Genomic DNA, 18,250 nt, shown 5'->3' with positions numbered 1-18,250 from the left:
TCACAAAACATCATGTTTTTAGATGATATAAAAATTATAAAAACGAGATTTATCAGTTCTAACAGCACCGTCTTCCAAAGAGAAAGCAGCACATATCACTATGCTTTTACTTCAGCCTGACGGAAGCATATTAAATACCATTTATCATGTAATTAAATATCATTTAATTACAATGAAATAATGTGACTACGCTCGCTATAGACAATGACAATACAATAAAATCTGTGACATTTATTGGATTAAGACATTTCTCATACAATATAGTCACCACAGACAACCAGGATGTATATTTCTAAAGGAAGACGTTATGAAAAGTTATATCATTAATAGCACTTGCATTTACAATGAAGGTAAATATGAGCTGAGAACGGCCTCAAACTCACAGGTTATTAAGATGACTGCGATGAGGGCCAAATGTCTCAGTTTCATCATCGAGAATGCTCATCTGGAGATTATCGAGCGACAAAAAATAACCAACGCGTTATGGGGAAGTCGAAGCCACTATGTTAATGATGCCAATCTAACGCAGATACTCTATTTAATCAGACGTGACCTTAAAACACTTGGTATTCATGATCTTTTTATTACTATTCCAAGACAAGGTCTCAAGGTTAATAATGAGATATCTATTACCGCGATGGACAGCGAAACAAAAGGAAGAAAAAAACAGATTGTAAGACAAACTATTGCCGCTCTGACGACCGTATTCTCTGTAACGTTAGGTTCATTCATGTATCTGCATATTCATTAAGTGAAGGAAAAGGAAGATGAATCCAATTATAGATGGAATTATAGCGCTTGAAGGTGGTTACGTATTTAATCCTGAAGATAAAGGCGGCGCGACCCACTGGGGAATTACCGAAGCAACGGCGCGAGCACATGGTTATGCTGGCGATATGCGAGATCTCACCCGCGCCGAAGCCTACACGATTCTCGAAGAAGATTACTGGATAAAACCAGGCTTTGATGACATCTCTGCGTTATCATGGCCACTCTCATTCGAACTGTGTGATGCGGCAGTCAATATAGGCGCTTACTACCCCAGCGTATGGCTGCAACGGTGGTTGAACGTCTTTAATCAAGAAGGTAAACGTTATCCGGATATTCATGTAGATGGCAATATTGGTCCGCGGACGGTTGCCGCTCTCGAACATTATCTGAGCTGGCGAGGCCAGGAAGGGGAAACCGTTTTGGTAAAAGCGCTCAATTGCAGTCAGGGTGCGTACTATTTAAATATTGCTGAGAAGAACCACAATAACGAACAATTTATTTATGGCTGGATCAAGAATAGAGTGACCTGAGCCCAGGTGGAGAAAAGCGCATAAGAGGCTCACGGATGAGCCTGATATCGCGAAGGATAATTAATCCGAATTATGCTCTTCGATAATTTTTTTAATACGCTGGCCAAGAATTTTTAAGATGGGGCCAGCGAAAACACCGCCTAAGCCTGCCGCCAGCAGAACGATATTAAAGCTGAATTCTTTTTCAATCGCAATCGCGCTTAGCAAAAAGCTGGTAAAGCAGGAAATAATGATCTGTGCCAGGCAATACTTAATACTTTGATGTGAACTATTATATTCTGTTTTATCTTTACGTAAAAGATAGCTGACAAAGCCCCCCCACGCACCTATCGCAATAATAGTGAGTAAGATTTCCAGCTCCAGTAGCACAACTTCCGTTGTCGAGACATGGTTTGGAATAGACATTTTAACACTCCTGAATCATTATAAATGTATAATTAACAAGAGGAGTGTAAGCGCCCTGTCAGGGGGGAGGAAATCAAAGTACATCATTTAAAACCATATTACATCAAAGATGACAACATGAAGAGTATTAGCGACGAAAAGAGAAAAGCGTTTGCAGCATACTCACCATCTCATTAATCATCGATATATTTCTACTATTCTTATTCCAGGATGCATAGACCTGAATTGACTTAAAAGCCAGTTCAGGCGGAGGCTGAATAAATTTAATATCATATTTTCGTTGATTTTTATAGAAAAGCGCTAGTTTTAATGGCATTAACGCAATCAATGAGGTTCGTTCGATCATGCTCATTAAACCATTAAGTGAATCACTGCGATATCCCACAAGACGCGTGCCAGTATAATAAAATTCACTCTTAAATAATTCACTATCATGAAATATTACCGGAGACCCTATACCCGGCTGATATAAGGCATGGCGCGAAGAGTAAAAATGATGTAACGACAACTGTGAGAGAGTACCCAACATATGGTTACTGCTACAGATGCAAACAAATGTTTTGAAATTATCAATAATTTGACTTTCAATACCGGACTCCAGCAAGGGTTCAGCGCTAATCAACAAGTCGCCCTGGGCAGTAAACAGAAGCTCGCTGATATGCTCCCGACTCATGTTCCTGACAGAGAAATGATTTATCAAAATACGGTCAAAAATGTCGCTGTTATAAATTTGAGAAAGGTAATAGCTTTCAACAAGATCACTGCCTAACAACGTGATCTGTAATGCCTCATCTTTTTTACTTTTACTGAGAAACGTATCATCCACCAGTTTCATAACCTGCCTGAAATTTTGATGAATGTCGACCGCCTTCGCCGTAGGGATGAGTCCCCCTTTCCCCCGGCTAAACAACTCTTCCGGGTAATAACTCTGCAAGCGCTTTAAAGCCAGTGAAACAGCGGCTGGTGTAATGCCTAGCTTTTTTGCCGCCATAGCCGCATTTCCAGACAAAATAACAGCATCAAGAATTTTGATTAAATTATAATCAAAGCTCTTGTTGGCACCTTTCGATCCCATGCGCTGCCTGCCTCCGGAAACTGAAAAAAGCAATATAGTTAATACTCAAGATAAATCAATTCACAGTATCTAAAAAAGCAATCGTTAAAGTCATCGCATAACATTTTTTTAAAAGTGAGTGGATGCAATGCTGCTGATTAACATCAATTTCTTTATCAGTAAAAACAAAACATCAACAAATGAAAGCGTAGGATGCGTTTAGCAGAAGCTCTGGCGCATAAAGGCACAAAAAAGCCCGGATAAACATCCGGGCTGAAGAAAAGTACAACGAAAAACAGTTAGCGGGTCAAATCATCAAAGAATTTTTTTACGCCATCAAAGAAGCTTTTTGAACGAGGGCTATTTTTCTCGCCCGTCGGGCCGCCAAAGCTTTCCTGAAGATCTTTCAGTAACTGCTTCTGCTTCTCGCTCAAGCCAACCGGCGTTTCAACCACTACGCGGCACAGCAAATCGCCCTGTGCGCCGCCGCGTACAGACTTCACGCCTTTCCCACGCATACGGAACAATTTGCCCGTTTGCGTTTCGCTCGGCACTTTCAGCTTCACGCGGCCATCTAACGTCGGCACTTCGATTTCGCCGCCCAACGCCGCCATCGCAAAGTTGATAGGCACTTCGCAATAAAGATTATTGCCTTCACGTTCGAAAATAGGATGCTGTTTCACCTGGACCTGAACGTACAGATCGCCCGCCGGCGCGCCATGCTCACCCGCCTCGCCTTCACCAGCCAGACGAATACGGTCGCCAGTATCCACGCCCGCCGGGATTTTAACGGACAGAGTTTTACTCTTCTCAACACGCCCATGACCGTGACATTTAGTACACGGATCTTTAATCAGCGTACCGCGTCCCTGACAGTGCGGGCAGGTCTGTTGTACGGCGAAAAAGCCCTGGCGCATCTGAACCTGACCAGAACCGTGACACGTCGGGCAGGTTTGCGGTTGCGTGCCTGCTTTCGCGCCGCTGCCGTGGCAAACGTCACACTCTTCCAGCGTCGGGATACGGATCTCTTTGGTCACGCCACGCACAGCTTCTTCCAGGGTGAGATCCATGTTGTAACGTAGATCTGCCCCACGCGCCGCACGTTGACGACCGCGCCCGCCGCCAAAGATATCGCCAAAAACGTCACCAAAGATATCACTGAAATCAGCACCGCCATTAAAGCCGCCGCCGAATCCGCCTCCCATGCCGCCTTGTTCAAACGCGGCGTGGCCGTACTGATCGTAGGCTGCGCGTTTTTGCGCATCAGTCAGCACTTCGTAGGCTTCTTTAATCTCTTTAAATTTGGCTTCAGCCTCTTTATCACCCTGGTTGCGGTCTGGATGATATTTCATGGCCAGGCGCTTATAAGCCTTTTTGATTTCACGCTCTTCCGCTGTTTTGGAAACGCCTAAAATCTCGTAGTAATCTCTTTTCGCCATCTTTTTTTATCTGCCCTTAACATGCATGCACGGGCGGAGAGGAAACCTCTTCGCCCGTGCCAGTAATTACCCGTTCAAAGGGCGATTATTTTTTATCTTTCACTTCTTCAAACTCAGCGTCGACAACATCGTCATCTTTCGCATTGTTTGCAGAAGCGTCAGCGCTGCCTGCCTGCTGCTGTGCATGCTGCTGCTGAGCGATTTCCATCAGTTTCTGAGAAACCTGCGCCAGTTCCTGCATTTTCGCTTCGATAGCCGCTTTATCTTCGCCTTTCAAAGCCGTTTCCAGCGCGCTCAGCGCAGACTCAATAGCGGTTTTGTCGTCAGCCGGCAGCTTATCGCCTGCTTCTTCAACCTGTTTACGAGTGCTGTGCAGCAGATGGTCACCCTGGTTACGAGTCTGAACCAGTTCCTCGAACTTACGGTCAGATTCAGCGTTCGCTTCGGCATCGCGAACCATTTTCTGAATTTCTTCCTCGTTCAAACCAGAAGAAGCCTTGATCGTGATCTTCTGCTCTTTACCGCTGTTTTTGTCTTTCGCGGAAACGTGCAGGATACCATCAGCATCGATATCGAAGGTAACTTCGATCTGCGGCATACCGCGCGGCGCCGGATTGATGCCATCCAGGTTGAACTGACCCAGTGATTTGTTATCAGACGCACGTTTACGCTCACCCTGCAGCACATGGATGGTTACCGCAGACTGGTTGTCTTCCGCGGTAGAGAACACCTGGCTGTGCTTGGTCGGGATGGTGGTGTTTTTGGTAATCAGCGGAGTCATCACACCACCCATCGTTTCGATACCCAGAGACAGCGGGGTAACGTCCAGCAGCAGTACGTCTTTCACATCACCGGTCAATACGCCACCCTGAACGGCAGCACCGATAGCCACGGCTTCGTCCGGGTTAACGTCTTTACGCGGTTCTTTACCAAAGAACTCAGCGACTTTCTTCTGAACCATTGGCATACGCGTCTGACCACCAACGAGGATAACGTCGTTGATATCAGAGACGGACAGGCCAGCATCCTGCAACGCAACTTTCAGCGGCTCGATAGAACGGTTGACCAGGTCTTCAACCAGGCTTTCCAGTTTTGCACGCGTCACTTTGATATTCATGTGTTTCGGACCGGTCGCGTCTGCGGTAATGTACGGCAGGTTCACGTCGGTCTGCTGTGCGGAAGAAAGTTCGATTTTCGCTTTTTCCGCCGCTTCTTTCAGGCGCTGCATTGCCAGCGGATCATTACGCAGGTCAATGCCCTGATCTTTCTTAAATTCGTCAACGAGATAGTTGATCAAACGGGTATCGAAGTCTTCACCACCCAGATGGGTATCACCATTGGTTGCCAGAACTTCGAAGGTTTTTTCGCCGTCAACTTCGTCGATTTCGATAATAGAAATATCGAAAGTACCGCCGCCCAGGTCATAAACCGCAATAGTACGGTTACCCACTTCTTTGTCCAGGCCATAAGCCAGCGCTGCGGCAGTCGGTTCGTTAATAATACGTTTGACTTCCAGGCCCGCGATACGACCAGCATCTTTAGTGGCCTGACGCTGGGCGTCATTAAAGTATGCAGGTACGGTAATAACCGCTTCAGTTACCGGCTCGCCCAGGTAATCTTCTGCCGTTTTCTTCATTTTCTTCAGCACTTCGGCAGAAATCTGCGGCGGTGCCATTTTCTGACCTTTCACATCAAGCCATGCGTCGCCGTTGTCGGCGCCGATGATTTTGTACGGCATGATAGAAACGTCACGTTGAACTTCTTCGTCCTGGAAGCGGCGGCCAATCAGGCGTTTAATCGCAAACAGGGTGTTTTGCGGGTTTGTCACTGCCTGACGTTTAGCCGGCTGACCAACCAGAGTTTCACCATCCTGGGTATAAGCAATGATAGAAGGCGTAGTGCGATCGCCCTCGGCGTTCTCCAGCACGCGTGCCTGCGTTCCATCCATAATCGCTACACAAGAGTTGGTAGTACCCAGGTCGATACCAATAATTTTACCCATCTAAACGTCTCCACTAAAAATTCGGTCATCATGTGGTTGTGAATCTGTAATAGGGGCGAAACATAAGGTTTCAACTACCCTGAATCGTTTTTTTTCAGACTCACCACTGCGGTTGACTACAAGATGGGGTCGTAACCCACGTCATCAAGGGGGAGATGAAAAAATTTTTTATAGGTGAGAAGGTGCGGCGGAAAACCAGGCAGATATATATTCACAAAAAATATCAAACCATGAATATCATTCATGGAAAAATTGTAATAAAAAGAAAAGATTACAAACCTGAATCCTTGTCATGGGCAGAGTATGATAGACAACCATTGATTATTGAACCCGTCAAAGAGAAATTCCATGCGATCTGTGTTAACGATTTCCGCCAGTCTGTTTCTCGGTCTGGCATTAAGTAGCGTCGCACACGCTAACGATCACAAAGTGTTGGGCGTCATTGTCATGCCCAGAAATGAAACTAACGATCTCACACTGAAAATACCCGTCTGCCGCATCGTAAAGCGTATTCAACTTACGGCAGATCACGGCGACGTAGAGCTTAGCGGCGCTTCTGTTTATTTTAAAACCGCGCATAGCGCCAGCCAAAACCTGAATGTCCCGTCCTCAATAAAAGAGGGCCAGACCACCGGCTGGATCGCGATTAATAGTGATAATGACAACAAACGCTGCGTATCAAAAATGACCTTCTCAGGCCATACGGTGAACTCTTCCGACATGGCGAGACTTAAAGTCATCGGCGACGATTAATTCCCGTTATTTTATTCAAAAAGCCAGATCGAAAATGAATGTCACCTATTTACACGACGAGGATTTAGACTTTCTTCAGCATTGTAGCGAAGAACAACTCGCCGATTTCGCCCGTTTGCTAACGCATAACGAAAAGGGCAAAACTCGCTTGTCGAGCGTACTGTGCCATAACGAACTATTCAAAGCGATGGAGGGGCATCCGGAACAACACCGACGCAACTGGCAGCTGATTGCCGGTGAGTTCCAGCATTACGGCGGCGACAGTATCGCCAACAAATTACGCGGGCACGGAAAGCAATACCGTGCGATTTTGCTGGATGTCGCAAAACGGCTAAAACTCAAAGCGGATAAAAGCATGACGACGTTTGAAATAGAACAGCAACTGCTGGAACATTTTTTACGTCATACGTGGCAGAAGATGGACACTGCACATAAGCAGGAATTTCTGCAAGCCGTGGATGCGAAAGTCTCTGAACTGGAAGATCTGCTGCCGCTGCTGATGAAAGATCGTCATTTGGCGAAAGGGGTTTCCCACCTGCTCTCCACCCAGCTTACTCGCATTTTGCGTACCCATGCCGCCATGAGCATCCTGGGACACGGATTGCTACGCGGCGCGGGGCTTGGCGGTCCGGTTGGCGCGGCCTTAAACGGTGTCAAAGCGATGAGCGGCAGTGCGTATCGGGTAACCATTCCGGCGGTGTTGCAAATCGCCTGCCTGCGACGAATGATGGTCGCTGTTCAGGCGTGAACGTCCTCAAAGGGGAAAATATTTTCTTTTCCCCCTCATCAGATCATAGACAGCCCCTTTTCCCCTGATTATTATGCCGCGCCCGAATACGGAACTTGTTATTTTGGGAAACTATTTCACCATTCAATTATGATGATTTTGAGGAATTATGGGCAACACTAAGTTGGCTAATCCGGCGCCGCTGGGTCTGATGGGCTTCGGCATGACCACCATTCTGCTTAACCTGCACAACGCTGGTTTTTTCGCCCTGGACGGTATTATTCTGGCGATGGGGATTTTCTATGGCGGTATCGCGCAAATTTTTGCTGGTCTGCTGGAGTACAAAAAAGGCAATACCTTTGGTTTAACCGCCTTTACCTCATACGGTTCATTCTGGCTAACGCTGGTCGCTATTCTGCTAATGCCGAAAATGGGGCTGACGGACGCGCCTGACGCCCAGCTGCTCGGCGCCTATTTAGGGCTGTGGGGCGTGTTCACGTTATTTATGTTCTTTGGTACGCTGAAAGCCGCCCGCGCTCTGCAATTTGTTTTCCTGAGCCTGACCGTACTGTTCGCTCTGCTGGCGGTCGGCAATATCAGCGGTAACGAAGCGATTATCCATATCGCAGGCTGGGTTGGTCTGGTTTGCGGCGCCAGCGCTATTTATCTGGCGATGGGGGAAGTGCTAAACGAACAATTTGGCCGTACTATCCTGCCTATTGGTGAGGCACACTAAATCGCTTTTATTCCTCCCTGCACGGGGAGGAATAACGCCAGTTTGCAATGCCTGATGGCGCTTCACTTATCAGGCCTGTGTTGTACGAAACGTAAAAACGTGGGGTGAAGCCGCTTTCCCACTCAGGCCGACATACTCTCACGCCTTGCGCTTTTAGGACGAAAAGAGGCGACCACCTGCGGATCGGTTTCGACATACGGTCCTTCAAGCAACTGTATACAATACGGTACGCTCGCAAAGATCCCCGCGACAATCACCTTACCCTCGTCACTTTTTACGCCCTCCAGCGTCTCTTTGATCGACTTAGGCTGCCCCGGCAAGTTTAGGATCAACGCCTGTTTACGGATAACGCCTACCTGACGGGACAGAATCGCGGTTGGCACAAAGTGCAGACTGATCTGGCGCATCTGCTCGCCAAAGCCCGGCATCTCACGATCGGCGACGGCCAGAGTCGCGTCCGGTGTCACGTCACGGCGTGCCGGGCCAGTGCCCCCCGTGGTCAGCACCAGATGACAACTCATCTCATCCACCAGTTCACACAAGGTTTGTTCGATGACCGCCTGCTCGTCCGGGATTAGACGGGTTTGCACTTCAAAAGGGGTAGTCAGGGCCGTTGCCAGCCAGGCTTCCAGCGCCGGGATTCCTTTGTCCTGATAAACGCCGCTGGAGGCGCGGTCAGAAATAGAAACTAAGCCAATACGTAAGGTGTTCATCATTATTCCGTTAAAACTGTCGCGTTATGCAGAATCATACACGTGAATAGGCAGTAATACTAAATCCCGAACGGGTTAACGAGCGGATTTCCGGGCGTGAGCTCACTCGATTTGTTGACAAATTCGCCAACACGTTACATTAGCAGACAACAGGTTATTGCGCTGGTCAACGATATGCTTCAGGCGGGAGAGACACAGGATGCCTGCACATTGCTGTATGAAATGGCGCAATATGGAGACAAACTGATGACATTAACAGACCCACTGAAGCAGGAAGGTCGTATCGAAGGAATACAACAAGGTATACAAACCGGCGAACGTGAGGCCCCGCGTAAAATTACCCGGGCAATATTTAAAAAAGGCATTCCTGCGGCCAATATCCTCGAAATAACCGGCGTTAGTGTAGAAGAGTGTCCTTCATGCCAGCATTAATAAAAAAATAGCCCGCTTTCCAGAGAAAAGCGGGCTGCTATCATGCTTGCGCTGGCTGTATTACAGCAGATCGCCGATCATTTTTTCCAGTTTTTCCTGGTCTACCGCAAACTTACGGATACCATCCGCCAGTTTATCGACAGCCATTGGGTCCTGATTATGCTGCCACAGGAACTCAGCTTCGGTAATGCGTTCCGGACGCGCTTTGACTTCGCCGGAGAAAGAGAGTTTACGCTCAACCACGCCTTCGCTTTCCGCCAGTTCCTTCAACAAGGCCGGCGCGATAGTCAGACGGTCACAGCCCGCCAGTTCCAGAATTTCGCCTACGTTACGGAAGCTTGCGCCCATAACGACGGTTTCGTAACCATGTTGTTTGTAGTACTCGTAGATTTCCGTTACGGAAACCACGCCCGGATCTTCAGCTGGCGCATAGTCTTTCTTGTCGGTATTGGCTTTATACCAGTCAAGAATGCGGCCCACGAACGGCGAAATCAGGTAAACGCCCGCCTCAGCGCACGCACGCGCCTGCGCGAAGGAGAACAACAGCGTCAGGTTACAGTTGATACCGTCTTTCTCCAACTGCTCGGCTGCGCGAATCCCCTGCCAGGTGGACGCCAGCTTGATCAGGATACGATCGTTGCTGATACCCGCATCATTGTAGAGCTTAATAATACGTTTTGCTTTGGCGATAGACGCTTCGGTGTCGTAAGACAGGCGTGCGTCCACTTCGGTAGAAATACGCCCCGGCACCAGCTTCAGGATTTCCAGGCCAATATTTACCGCCAGCTTGTCAGTCGCGTCAACGATCTGCTGAGCGCGATCGCTACTTTGCTGTTTCGCCCAGGCGACAGCCTCGTCAATCAGCTTACGATATTCCGGGATTTGCGCTGCGTTAAGAATGAGAGAAGGGTTAGTTGTAGCATCCTGCGGCTGGTACAGCTTCATTGCCGCGATATCTCCGGTGTCGGCCACTACGGTGGTGAACTGACGAAGGGAGGTCAATTTGTCCGTCATGATAGTGTTTCTCTTTAAACAGCTTGTTAGGGGATGTAACCGGTCTACCCTGATGATAACACGACGCTCTCACAGCGCAACCGCCGACATGCACCTGACTGCCCTTCTGCATTGATTGCGTATCTTCCGGTGATTTATGCGCAATTAAAAGATAGCGCCGGATTTATGGTAAGCTTCCGTTAATATTAGCCTGACAAGGTCATCGTCATTATAGGGCGCGCTTATACAGGATCATTAAAGCGTGCCGGCATCAACAAGAGGGACGTTAATGCCTGAGTTTTTCAGCTTTATTAACGAAATACTCTGGGGCTCGGTAATGATTTACCTGCTGCTCGGCGCAGGATGTTGGTTTACCTGGCGCACCGGATTTATTCAGTTTCGTTATATTCGTCAGTTTAGCCGTAGCCTGAAGGGGAGTCTTAGCCCACAACCGGGGGGCCTGACATCATTTCAGGCGCTATGTACCAGCCTCGCGGCGCGGATTGGCAGCGGTAATCTGGCTGGCGTATCGCTGGCTATCGCGGCAGGCGGCCCCGGCGCGGTATTCTGGATGTGGGTCTCGGCCATTATTGGCATGGCGACCTCCTTCGCCGAGTGTTCGCTTGCCCAACTTTATAAAGAACGTGACCCGACAGGCCAGTTCCGCGGCGGCCCGGCCTGGTATATGGCGCGCGGGTTGGGTATGCGCTGGATGGGCGTGGTTTTCGCCCTCTTTCTGCTTGTTGCTTATGGGCTGATTTTTAATAGCGTGCAGGCGAACTCCGTCGCGCATGCGCTCCATTTTGCCTTTGATATCCCACCGCTGATTTCTGGCATCGCGCTGGCGTTTTGCTCACTGTTGATTATCATTCGCGGCATAAGAGGCGTCGCACGCCTGATGCAGTGGTTTATTCCGCTCATTGCGCTGCTATGGGTGGCTGGCAGCATAATGATTTGCTTCTGGCATATTGAGCAAATGCCCGCGATTATCGCTTCCATAGTGAAAAGCGCATTTGGTTGGCAGGAAGCGGCAGCGGGCGCAGCCGGATATACACTTACGCAGGCCATTACCAGCGGTTTTCAACGGGGAATGTTCTCCAATGAAGCGGGAATGGGATCAACCCCAAATGCGGCCGCAGCGGCGGCATCCTACCCGCCTCACCCTGTCGCGCAAGGTATTGTGCAAATGATTGGCGTATTCAGCGATACGATTATCATCAGTACCGCCAGCGCGATGATTATCCTGCTGGCGGGGAATCACGCATCTCACGCTTCAACAGAAGGCATTCAGCTTATCCAGCACGCCATGGTTTCTCTTACTGGCGGATGGGGCGCTAGTTTTGTCGCGCTTATCGTGATTTTGTTCGCCTTCAGTTCGATTGTCGCCAACTATATTTACGCCGAAAACAATCTATTTTTTCTACGCCTGCATAACGCCAGGACAATCTGGTTATTACGCCTTACGACAATTGGCATGATCGTCGCCGGTACGCATCTCAGTTTTCCGCTGATATGGCAGCTTGCTGACGTGATCATGGCCTGTATGGCCATTACCAACCTGACAGCGATTTTACTGCTTTCACCGGTGGTCTATACCCTCGCCAACGATTATCTGCGACAACGGAAACTGGGCGTCAGACCGCAGTTCGATTCACAACGCTTTCCGGATATCGAACCGCAGCTTGCGCCAGGCACCTGGGATGCGTCATCGTGCGATTAAGCTGGCAATCGCAACCATCGGTCAACTCTGTGGCGTTTTTTTGCTAAAGTCGCAGAAAATTTTCTGCAAGGACTGGATATGCTGATTCTCATCTCACCTGCAAAAACGCTTGATTATCAAAGCCCGCTGGTCACAACTCGTTATACCCAGCCGGAGTTATTGGATCACAGCCAACAGCTTATTCACGAAGCCCGACAGCTTTCGGCGCCGCAAATTGCCAGGCTGATGGGGATTAGCGACAAGCTGGCGGATCTCAACGCCACACGTTTTCATGACTGGCAGCCCCATTTTACGCCGGACAACGCACGGCAGGCGATTCTGGCATTTAAAGGTGATGTGTATACTGGCTTACAGGCGGAAACGTTCAGTGACGCGGAGTTTGATTTCGCCCAGCGGCATCTGCGAATACTCTCTGGTTTGTATGGCGTATTACGCCCACTGGATCTAATGCAGCCTTATCGTCTGGAGATGGGGATTCGCCTGGAGAATCCGCGTGGCAAAGATCTTTATCAATTCTGGGGCGACACCATTACCGATAAGCTCAACGAAGCGCTTGAGGCACAGGGCGCTCGGGTGGTCATTAATCTGGCCTCAGAGGAATACTTTAAAGCAGTAAAGCCGAAGAAACTGAATGCCGAACTGATTAAGCCCGTGTTCCTGGATGAAAAAAACGGCAAGTTTAAGGTGGTAAGCTTCTACGCTAAGAAAGCGCGCGGCCTGATGAGCCGTTTCATCATTGAAAATCGGTTAACGCAGCCGGAACAACTTACCGCATTTAACAGCGAAGGGTATTTCTTTGATGAAGAAGCCTCCACGCAAGATACGCTGGTATTTAAACGCTACGAGCAGTAACTGAAATGCCGGATGGCGGCTTCGCCTTATCCGGCTTGCATATTGACGCCCCGTAGGCCCGGTCAGCGGCAACGCCACCGGGCATCACGGTTATCGGTGGGTCATCATCAGTTTACGCAGAGCGACAAAATCTGCAGGCAGATGATGTGAGAGCAACGGTAGATCGGCACGTTCGGCGAGCGCTTCAGGCAACGGCAGCGTTTCCCCCAGAATGGACTCCACGCTCTCTTTAAACTTCGCCGGGTGCGCCGTTCCGAGGAACAAGCCATACTCGCCAGGATTTATCTGGTCGCGCAATGCCCGATACGCTACTGCCGCATGAGGCTCCGAAATATAACCTTTCGCTTTCAGCTCACGCATCGTCTGTTGCGTGGTGGCATCATCTACTGCCGCATAGCCCAGTTCACTCAGACGCCAAATTTTACGGCGGAACAGCTCTTCCACGCGCGGCCAGTTATTCGGCTGACTGACATCCATCGCATTTGACAGGGTCGCCTGCGTCGCTTTCGGCGCCCACTTCCCGTTCTGCAGGAAACGAGGCACCGTATCGTTAATGTTGGTGGCGGCGATAAAGCGTTTCACTGGCAGCCCTAACGACTTCGCCAGCAACCCGGCAGTCAGATCGCCGAAGTTGCCGCTGGGGACGGAGACCACCAGTTGGTTACGCGCGTCCTGTGGCAATTGCGCCACCGCTTCAAAGTAGTAGCAAATTTGCGCCAGCAGGCGACTGATATTAATAGAGTTAGCCGAGTTCAGCCCCAGCTCCGTTTTCAGCTCGTCGTCGTCAAACGCCTGTTTTACCAGCGCCTGACAGGCATCGAAATCGCCGTCAATCGCCACAGTTTCTATGTTGCCGCCCAGCGTACAGAACAGCTTTTCCTGCAACGGGCTGATCTTGCCGCGTGGATAGAGAATGACGACCCGCACATTTTTCAGGCCATAAAACGCATGGGCAACCGCCGCGCCGGTATCGCCAGACGTTGCAGTCAGAATCGTAACCGGTTTGTCGCCGCTGATATGTGTCAGCATTTGCGCCATAAAACGCCCGCCGAAATCTTTAAACGCCAACGTCGGGCCGTGAAACAACTCCAGGCAGCCGATATCACTTTCCACCTGCGCGACCGGTGCCGGAAAAGCAAACGCCGCGCGGACACGTTCCTCCAGAATCTCCTGCGGTATTTCATCGCCAATAAATGCCGAGAGGATCTTCGCGCTACGACTGACAAAGTCCTGGTTGAGCATCTCATCCACTTCCGTCAGGCTAAACTCCGGCAGATCGTGCGGAAAAAAAAGTCCCTGCAGTTTGCCCAGCCCCTGCGTGACGGCCTGTGCAAAGCTGACCTGCTCGTTGTGGTCTTTCAGATTATACAGTTTCATTGATTATCCCAGTACGCGTGCGCCCGCCGTATCCAGCCGGCAAATATGAACAAAGCCTTCCTGATTTTGCAGGTAATGTTTACCCAGCCAGTCGGCAACCCGCTGCGCCGTATCCGGCTTATCGCACAGTGCAAACAGCGTTGGACCCGAACCGGAAATCCCGCTCGCCAAAGCGCCAATCTCCATCACCGCCTGTCGTGCCTGGCTAAAGCCCGGCAGTAAACGCGCGCGGTACGGCTCAGCAATAACGTCTTTCATCAACGCGGCGGCAAGCTGCGGCTGCCGGGAGTAGCACGCATGAATAAAACCCGCCAGATGCCGGCCATGAGCAATGCAATCCTGCCGGCGGTATTGCGCAGGCAAAATAGCGCGCGCTTCCGCAGTCGACACTTTAATTCCCGGGTAAGCCAGCACCCACAGCCACTCGTCAAAACCAGGCACCTGCTGGCTGATAATGCCGTTTTCTTCAATCATCAACTGCATACCGCCAAGAAAGCACGGCGCGACATTATCATAATGGATGCTGCCGGAAATACGGCCTTCCAGTTCGCCCATCATCGCCAACAGGCGGGTGTCGTTTAGCGGTTTGCCGCAGTGCTCATTCATCGCGACCAGTGCGGCAACGACGGAACAGGCGCTGGACCCTAACCCGGAACCAATCGGCATATTCTTTTCCAACGTCATCGCCACCGGGACGGCTTTCCCCAGCGCCTGGCAAAAACGCTCCCAGCACTGGTAAACAATATTTTCACGCGGCGCCGACGGCAGTTTATCGGCAAAACGCCCCAGGTTATTCAAACGGAAACTGTCTGCCGCTTCCACGGATACCACATCGCCCAGCAATGCGCCGTCAACAGGCGTGACGGCCACGCCCAGGACATCAAAACCCACGCTCATGTTCGCACTGGAAGCCGGGGCATAGACTTTCACCATGTTAAACTCCTAACTTCCATGAGAGGGTACGCAGCAGATCGGCAAACACACCTGCCGCCGTCACATCGTTACCTGCGCCGTAACCACGTAGCACCAGCGGCAACGGCTGATAATAGTGGCTATAGAATGCCAGCGCATTTTCGCCATTTTTCACTTTGAATAGCGGATCATTACCATCCACCTCAGCAATTCTCACACGACACACGCCATCCTCTTCGATATTGCCCACATAGCGCAATACCTTACCTTCATCACGAGCTTTCGCCACACGGGCGGCAAACGCGTCGTCAAGCTGCGGCAGATTCGCCATAAAGGCGGTCACATCGCCGGAGGCGTCAAACTCGCCCGGCAACACCGGTTCAATCACAATATCGGAAAGCTCCAGCTCGCGGCCCGTCTCGCGGGCGAGGATCAACAGTTTACGCGCCACATCCATACCGGAAAGATCGTCGCGCGGATCGGGTTCGGTATAGCCCATCTCGCGCGCCAGGGCAGTTGCCTGTGAGAGGCTCATCCCCTCGTCCAGTTTGCCAAAGATAAAAGAGAGCGACCCGGAGAGAATGCCGGAGAACTTCTGCAGTTCATCGCCCGCATTCAGCAGATTTTGCAGGTTTTCGATGACCGGCAAACCGGCGCCAACGTTGGTGTCATACAGGAATTTGCGTCGTGATTTCTCAGCGGCGAAACGCAGCTGATGGTAATAATCCATCGACGAGGTGTTGGCTTTCTTGTTTGGCGTCACAACATGGAATCCTTCACGCAGGAAGTCAGCATACTGGTCGGCTACTGCCTGGCTGGAGGTACAATCGACGATGACCGGATTGAGCAGATGATAGTCTTTTACCAGACGAATTAAGCGTCCCAGGTTGAAGGGCGCATTTGCTTGCGCCAGTTCCGCCTGCCAGTTTTCCAGGTTCAGACCATGTACATTAGTTAACAACGCCTTTGAGTTCGCCACGCCGCACACACGAAGATCGATATGCTTATTCTTCAACCAGGTTTGTTGCCGTTTAAGCTGCTCCAGTAGCGCACCGCCGACGCCGCCGACGCCAATGACAAAGACTTCAATCACCTGGTCGGTATTAAATAGCATCTGATGGGTAACACGAACGCCCGTCGTGGCATCGTCATTGCTGACCACTACCGAGATAGAACGCTCAGACGAGCCCTGCGCGATGGCCACAATATTGATGTTCGCACGCGCCAGCGCGGCGAAGAATTTTGCTGAAATGCCGCGCAGCGTGCGCATACCGTCGCCGACCACCGAAATGATCGCCAGACGCTCCATGATCGAGAGCGGCTCCAGTAACCCTTCTTTCAGTTCGAGGTAGAATTCATCTTCCATCGCCTTTTTCGCGCGAGCGCAATCGCTTTGCGGCACGCAGAAGCTGATGCTGTACTCCGAAGAGGATTGGGTGATCAGCACTACCGAAATCCCGGCACGCGACATGGTGGCGAACACGCGCGCCGCCATCCCGACCATGCCTTTCATTCCCGGACCGGAGACGCTAAACATCGCCATATTATTGAGGTTCGAGATGCCTTTTACCGGTAGCCCGTCTTCATCGCTGTTGGCGCCAATCAGCGTGCCCGGCGCTTGCGGATTACCGGTATTTTTTATCAGACATGGGATCTGGAATTGAGCGATGGGAGTAATGGTACGCGGGTGAAGCACTTTGGCGCCGAAGTAGGAAAGTTCCATCGCTTCCTGATAGGACATTGACTTCAGCAGTCTGGCATCCGGCACCTGGCGCGGGTCGCAGGTATACACACCGTCAACGTCCGTCCAGATTTCGCAACAGTCGGCGCGTAAACAGGCGGCCAGTACCGCAGCGGAATAGTCGGAACCGTTACGCCCCAGCACCACCAGTTCGCCTTTTTCGTTGCCAGCAGTAAAGCCCGCCATCAGGATCAGGTGATCGTCGGGGATGTGGCTGGCGGCGATACGGCGGGTAGATTCAGCGATATCGACGGTAGATTCAAGGTAATGGCCCACCGCCAGTAATTTTTCAACCGGATCGATCACCGTGACGCGATGTCCTCGCGCTTCCAGTAGCCCCGCCATGATGGCAATCGACATTTTTTCACCACGACAAATCAGCGCGGCGTTGATGCTGTCCGGGCACTGCCCCAGCAGGCTGATACCATGCAAAACATGTTTAATTTGGGCAAATTCGTGTTCAACGACGCTTTTCAACTGCGAATGCGGGAATCCCGGCTGCGCGTCGGCAAGCCCTGTGAGCAGGTCGGCGAAAATACGTTCGGCATCGCTGATATTCGGTAAAGCATCCTGGCCGCCGATAGTTTTTTCAATCATCGCCACCAGATGGTTGGTAATTTTCGCGGGGGCGGAAAGTACGGTCGCTACCTGCCCTTGCCTGGCATTGTTTTCCAGAATATCGGCAACACGCAGAAAGCGCTCCGCATTTGCCACTGATGTACCGCCGAACTTCAACACTCGCATGGTTGTTACCTCGTGATCTCTGGTCGAAAAAAAAAGCCCGCACTGTACAGGTGCGGGCTTTTTTCTGTGTTTCCTGTACGCGTCAGCCCGCACCGTTACCTGTGGTAATGGTGATGGTGATGGTGATGGTGGTAATAGTGGTGGTGCTGATGCGATTCATGGATGTTGTGTACTCTGTCATTTTTATTTGTCTGTCTTGTATTCTTATATTGGTTAAAGTATCTGCCCGGCTAAGTCAATAATTTTTTAAATTGATCACATTCCGCATTCTGCTCACGTACTGCTGGCGACATATTTATTTTCGACCAATAGACGCTGTTACGCCCTCTTGCAACCAGACGTAACCTCT

General features: G+C 50.4%; 18 protein-coding genes and 1 other annotated feature. Of the genes, 8 read left to right on the top strand and 10 right to left on the bottom strand.

Annotated elements, in window-relative coordinates:
- Positions 1-307 precede the first annotated feature (307 nt).
- Together SBG_RS00095 and SBG_RS00090 are read left to right on the top strand one after the other, a co-directional pair.
- The gene (locus tag SBG_RS00095; protein ID WP_000844351.1) at positions 308-751 is read left to right on the top strand and encodes a winged helix-turn-helix domain-containing protein; all 444 of its coding nucleotides are present in this window, start codon (positions 308-310) and stop codon (positions 749-751) included.
- Between the two features lie 16 nt (positions 752-767).
- Positions 768-1,301, top strand: a complete 534-nt coding sequence (locus SBG_RS00090; protein ID WP_001068125.1) for a glycoside hydrolase family 108 protein — start codon at positions 768-770, stop codon at positions 1,299-1,301.
- Positions 1,302-1,361: 60 nt separating this feature from the next.
- On the opposite strand, the gene SBG_RS00085 is transcribed toward SBG_RS00090, so the two are convergent.
- The 4 genes from SBG_RS00085 to dnaK form a co-directional block, all read right to left on the bottom strand.
- On the bottom strand, positions 1,362-1,706 hold the full coding sequence (locus SBG_RS00085; RefSeq protein WP_000026887.1) for a phage holin family protein: 345 nt from the start codon (positions 1,704-1,706) through the stop codon (positions 1,362-1,364).
- 127 nt (positions 1,707-1,833) lie between these two features.
- Positions 1,834-2,781: a LysR family transcriptional regulator gene (locus tag SBG_RS00080; RefSeq protein ID WP_000534898.1), complete on the bottom strand. Its 948-nt coding sequence runs from the start codon at positions 2,779-2,781 to the stop codon at positions 1,834-1,836.
- A 278-nt stretch (positions 2,782-3,059) separates the two neighbouring features.
- Entirely contained in the window at positions 3,060-4,199 is a 1,140-nt protein-coding gene (gene dnaJ, locus SBG_RS00075) for a molecular chaperone DnaJ (protein WP_001119010.1), read from the bottom strand.
- Between the two features lie 85 nt (positions 4,200-4,284).
- Positions 4,285-6,201 carry a molecular chaperone DnaK gene (gene dnaK / locus SBG_RS00070; protein ID WP_000516126.1) on the bottom strand — a complete coding sequence of 639 codons (1,917 nt, stop codon included), beginning with the start codon at positions 6,199-6,201 and terminating at the stop codon, positions 4,285-4,287.
- Positions 6,202-6,549: 348 nt separating this feature from the next.
- Between dnaK and SBG_RS00065 the strand changes: the two genes are divergently transcribed.
- From SBG_RS00065 to satP, 3 genes are all read left to right on the top strand, one after another.
- Positions 6,550-6,954 carry a DUF2541 family protein gene (locus tag SBG_RS00065; RefSeq protein ID WP_001258088.1) on the top strand — a complete coding sequence of 135 codons (405 nt, stop codon included), beginning with the start codon at positions 6,550-6,552 and terminating at the stop codon, positions 6,952-6,954.
- A 34-nt stretch (positions 6,955-6,988) separates the two neighbouring features.
- Positions 6,989-7,702: an acidic protein MsyB gene (gene msyB, locus SBG_RS00060; protein ID WP_001103482.1), complete on the top strand. Its 714-nt coding sequence runs from the start codon at positions 6,989-6,991 to the stop codon at positions 7,700-7,702.
- A gap of 148 nt (positions 7,703-7,850) precedes the next feature.
- Positions 7,851-8,417, top strand: a complete 567-nt coding sequence (gene satP / locus SBG_RS00055) for an acetate uptake transporter (protein WP_000528524.1) — start codon at positions 7,851-7,853, stop codon at positions 8,415-8,417.
- 122 nt (positions 8,418-8,539) lie between these two features.
- Here satP and mog read toward each other — a convergent pair whose 3' ends face one another.
- Positions 8,540-9,130: a molybdopterin adenylyltransferase gene (mog, locus tag SBG_RS00050; protein WP_001094674.1), complete on the bottom strand. Its 591-nt coding sequence runs from the start codon at positions 9,128-9,130 to the stop codon at positions 8,540-8,542.
- A gap of 96 nt (positions 9,131-9,226) precedes the next feature.
- Between mog and SBG_RS00045 the strand changes: the two genes are divergently transcribed.
- Complete coding sequence (locus SBG_RS00045; protein WP_013991350.1) at positions 9,227-9,562, top strand: RpnC/YadD family protein; 336 nt, start codon at positions 9,227-9,229, stop codon at positions 9,560-9,562.
- Between the two features lie 60 nt (positions 9,563-9,622).
- On the opposite strand, the gene tal is transcribed toward SBG_RS00045, so the two are convergent.
- Positions 9,623-10,576: a transaldolase gene (tal, locus tag SBG_RS00040; protein ID WP_000130180.1), complete on the bottom strand. Its 954-nt coding sequence runs from the start codon at positions 10,574-10,576 to the stop codon at positions 9,623-9,625.
- Between the two features lie 268 nt (positions 10,577-10,844).
- Between tal and SBG_RS00035 the strand changes: the two genes are divergently transcribed.
- Complete coding sequence (locus SBG_RS00035) at positions 10,845-12,275, top strand: alanine/glycine:cation symporter family protein (RefSeq protein ID WP_001113825.1); 1,431 nt, start codon at positions 10,845-10,847, stop codon at positions 12,273-12,275.
- A gap of 78 nt (positions 12,276-12,353) precedes the next feature.
- Entirely contained in the window at positions 12,354-13,127 is a 774-nt protein-coding gene (yaaA, locus tag SBG_RS00030) for a peroxide stress protein YaaA (protein ID WP_000906215.1), read from the top strand.
- A 90-nt stretch (positions 13,128-13,217) separates the two neighbouring features.
- Here the strand turns inward: yaaA and thrC are convergent, their stop codons facing one another.
- The 4 genes from thrC to thrL form a co-directional block, all read right to left on the bottom strand.
- Positions 13,218-14,504: a threonine synthase gene (gene thrC, locus SBG_RS00025; protein WP_000781032.1), complete on the bottom strand. Its 1,287-nt coding sequence runs from the start codon at positions 14,502-14,504 to the stop codon at positions 13,218-13,220.
- 3 nt (positions 14,505-14,507) lie between these two features.
- A complete protein-coding gene (thrB, locus tag SBG_RS00020) occupies positions 14,508-15,437 on the bottom strand; it encodes a homoserine kinase (protein ID WP_000241693.1) in 930 nt (309 codons plus the stop codon).
- Between the two features lies 1 nt (position 15,438).
- On the bottom strand, positions 15,439-17,901 hold the full coding sequence (gene thrA, locus SBG_RS00015; RefSeq protein WP_001264664.1) for a bifunctional aspartate kinase/homoserine dehydrogenase I: 2,463 nt from the start codon (positions 17,899-17,901) through the stop codon (positions 15,439-15,441).
- Positions 17,902-17,927: 26 nt separating this feature from the next.
- Positions 17,928-18,045, bottom strand: a sequence feature (Thr leader region).
- Positions 17,984-18,061, bottom strand: a complete 78-nt coding sequence (gene thrL / locus SBG_RS00010; RefSeq protein ID WP_013991349.1) for a thr operon leader peptide — start codon at positions 18,059-18,061, stop codon at positions 17,984-17,986. It overlaps the preceding feature by 62 nt.
- Positions 18,062-18,250 lie beyond the last annotated feature (189 nt).

This window comes from Salmonella bongori NCTC 12419 (assembly GCF_000252995.1).
In the GTDB taxonomy this organism is placed as follows: domain Bacteria; phylum Pseudomonadota; class Gammaproteobacteria; order Enterobacterales; family Enterobacteriaceae; genus Salmonella; species Salmonella bongori.
This window is presented reverse-complemented; position numbering and strand designations above follow the sequence as displayed.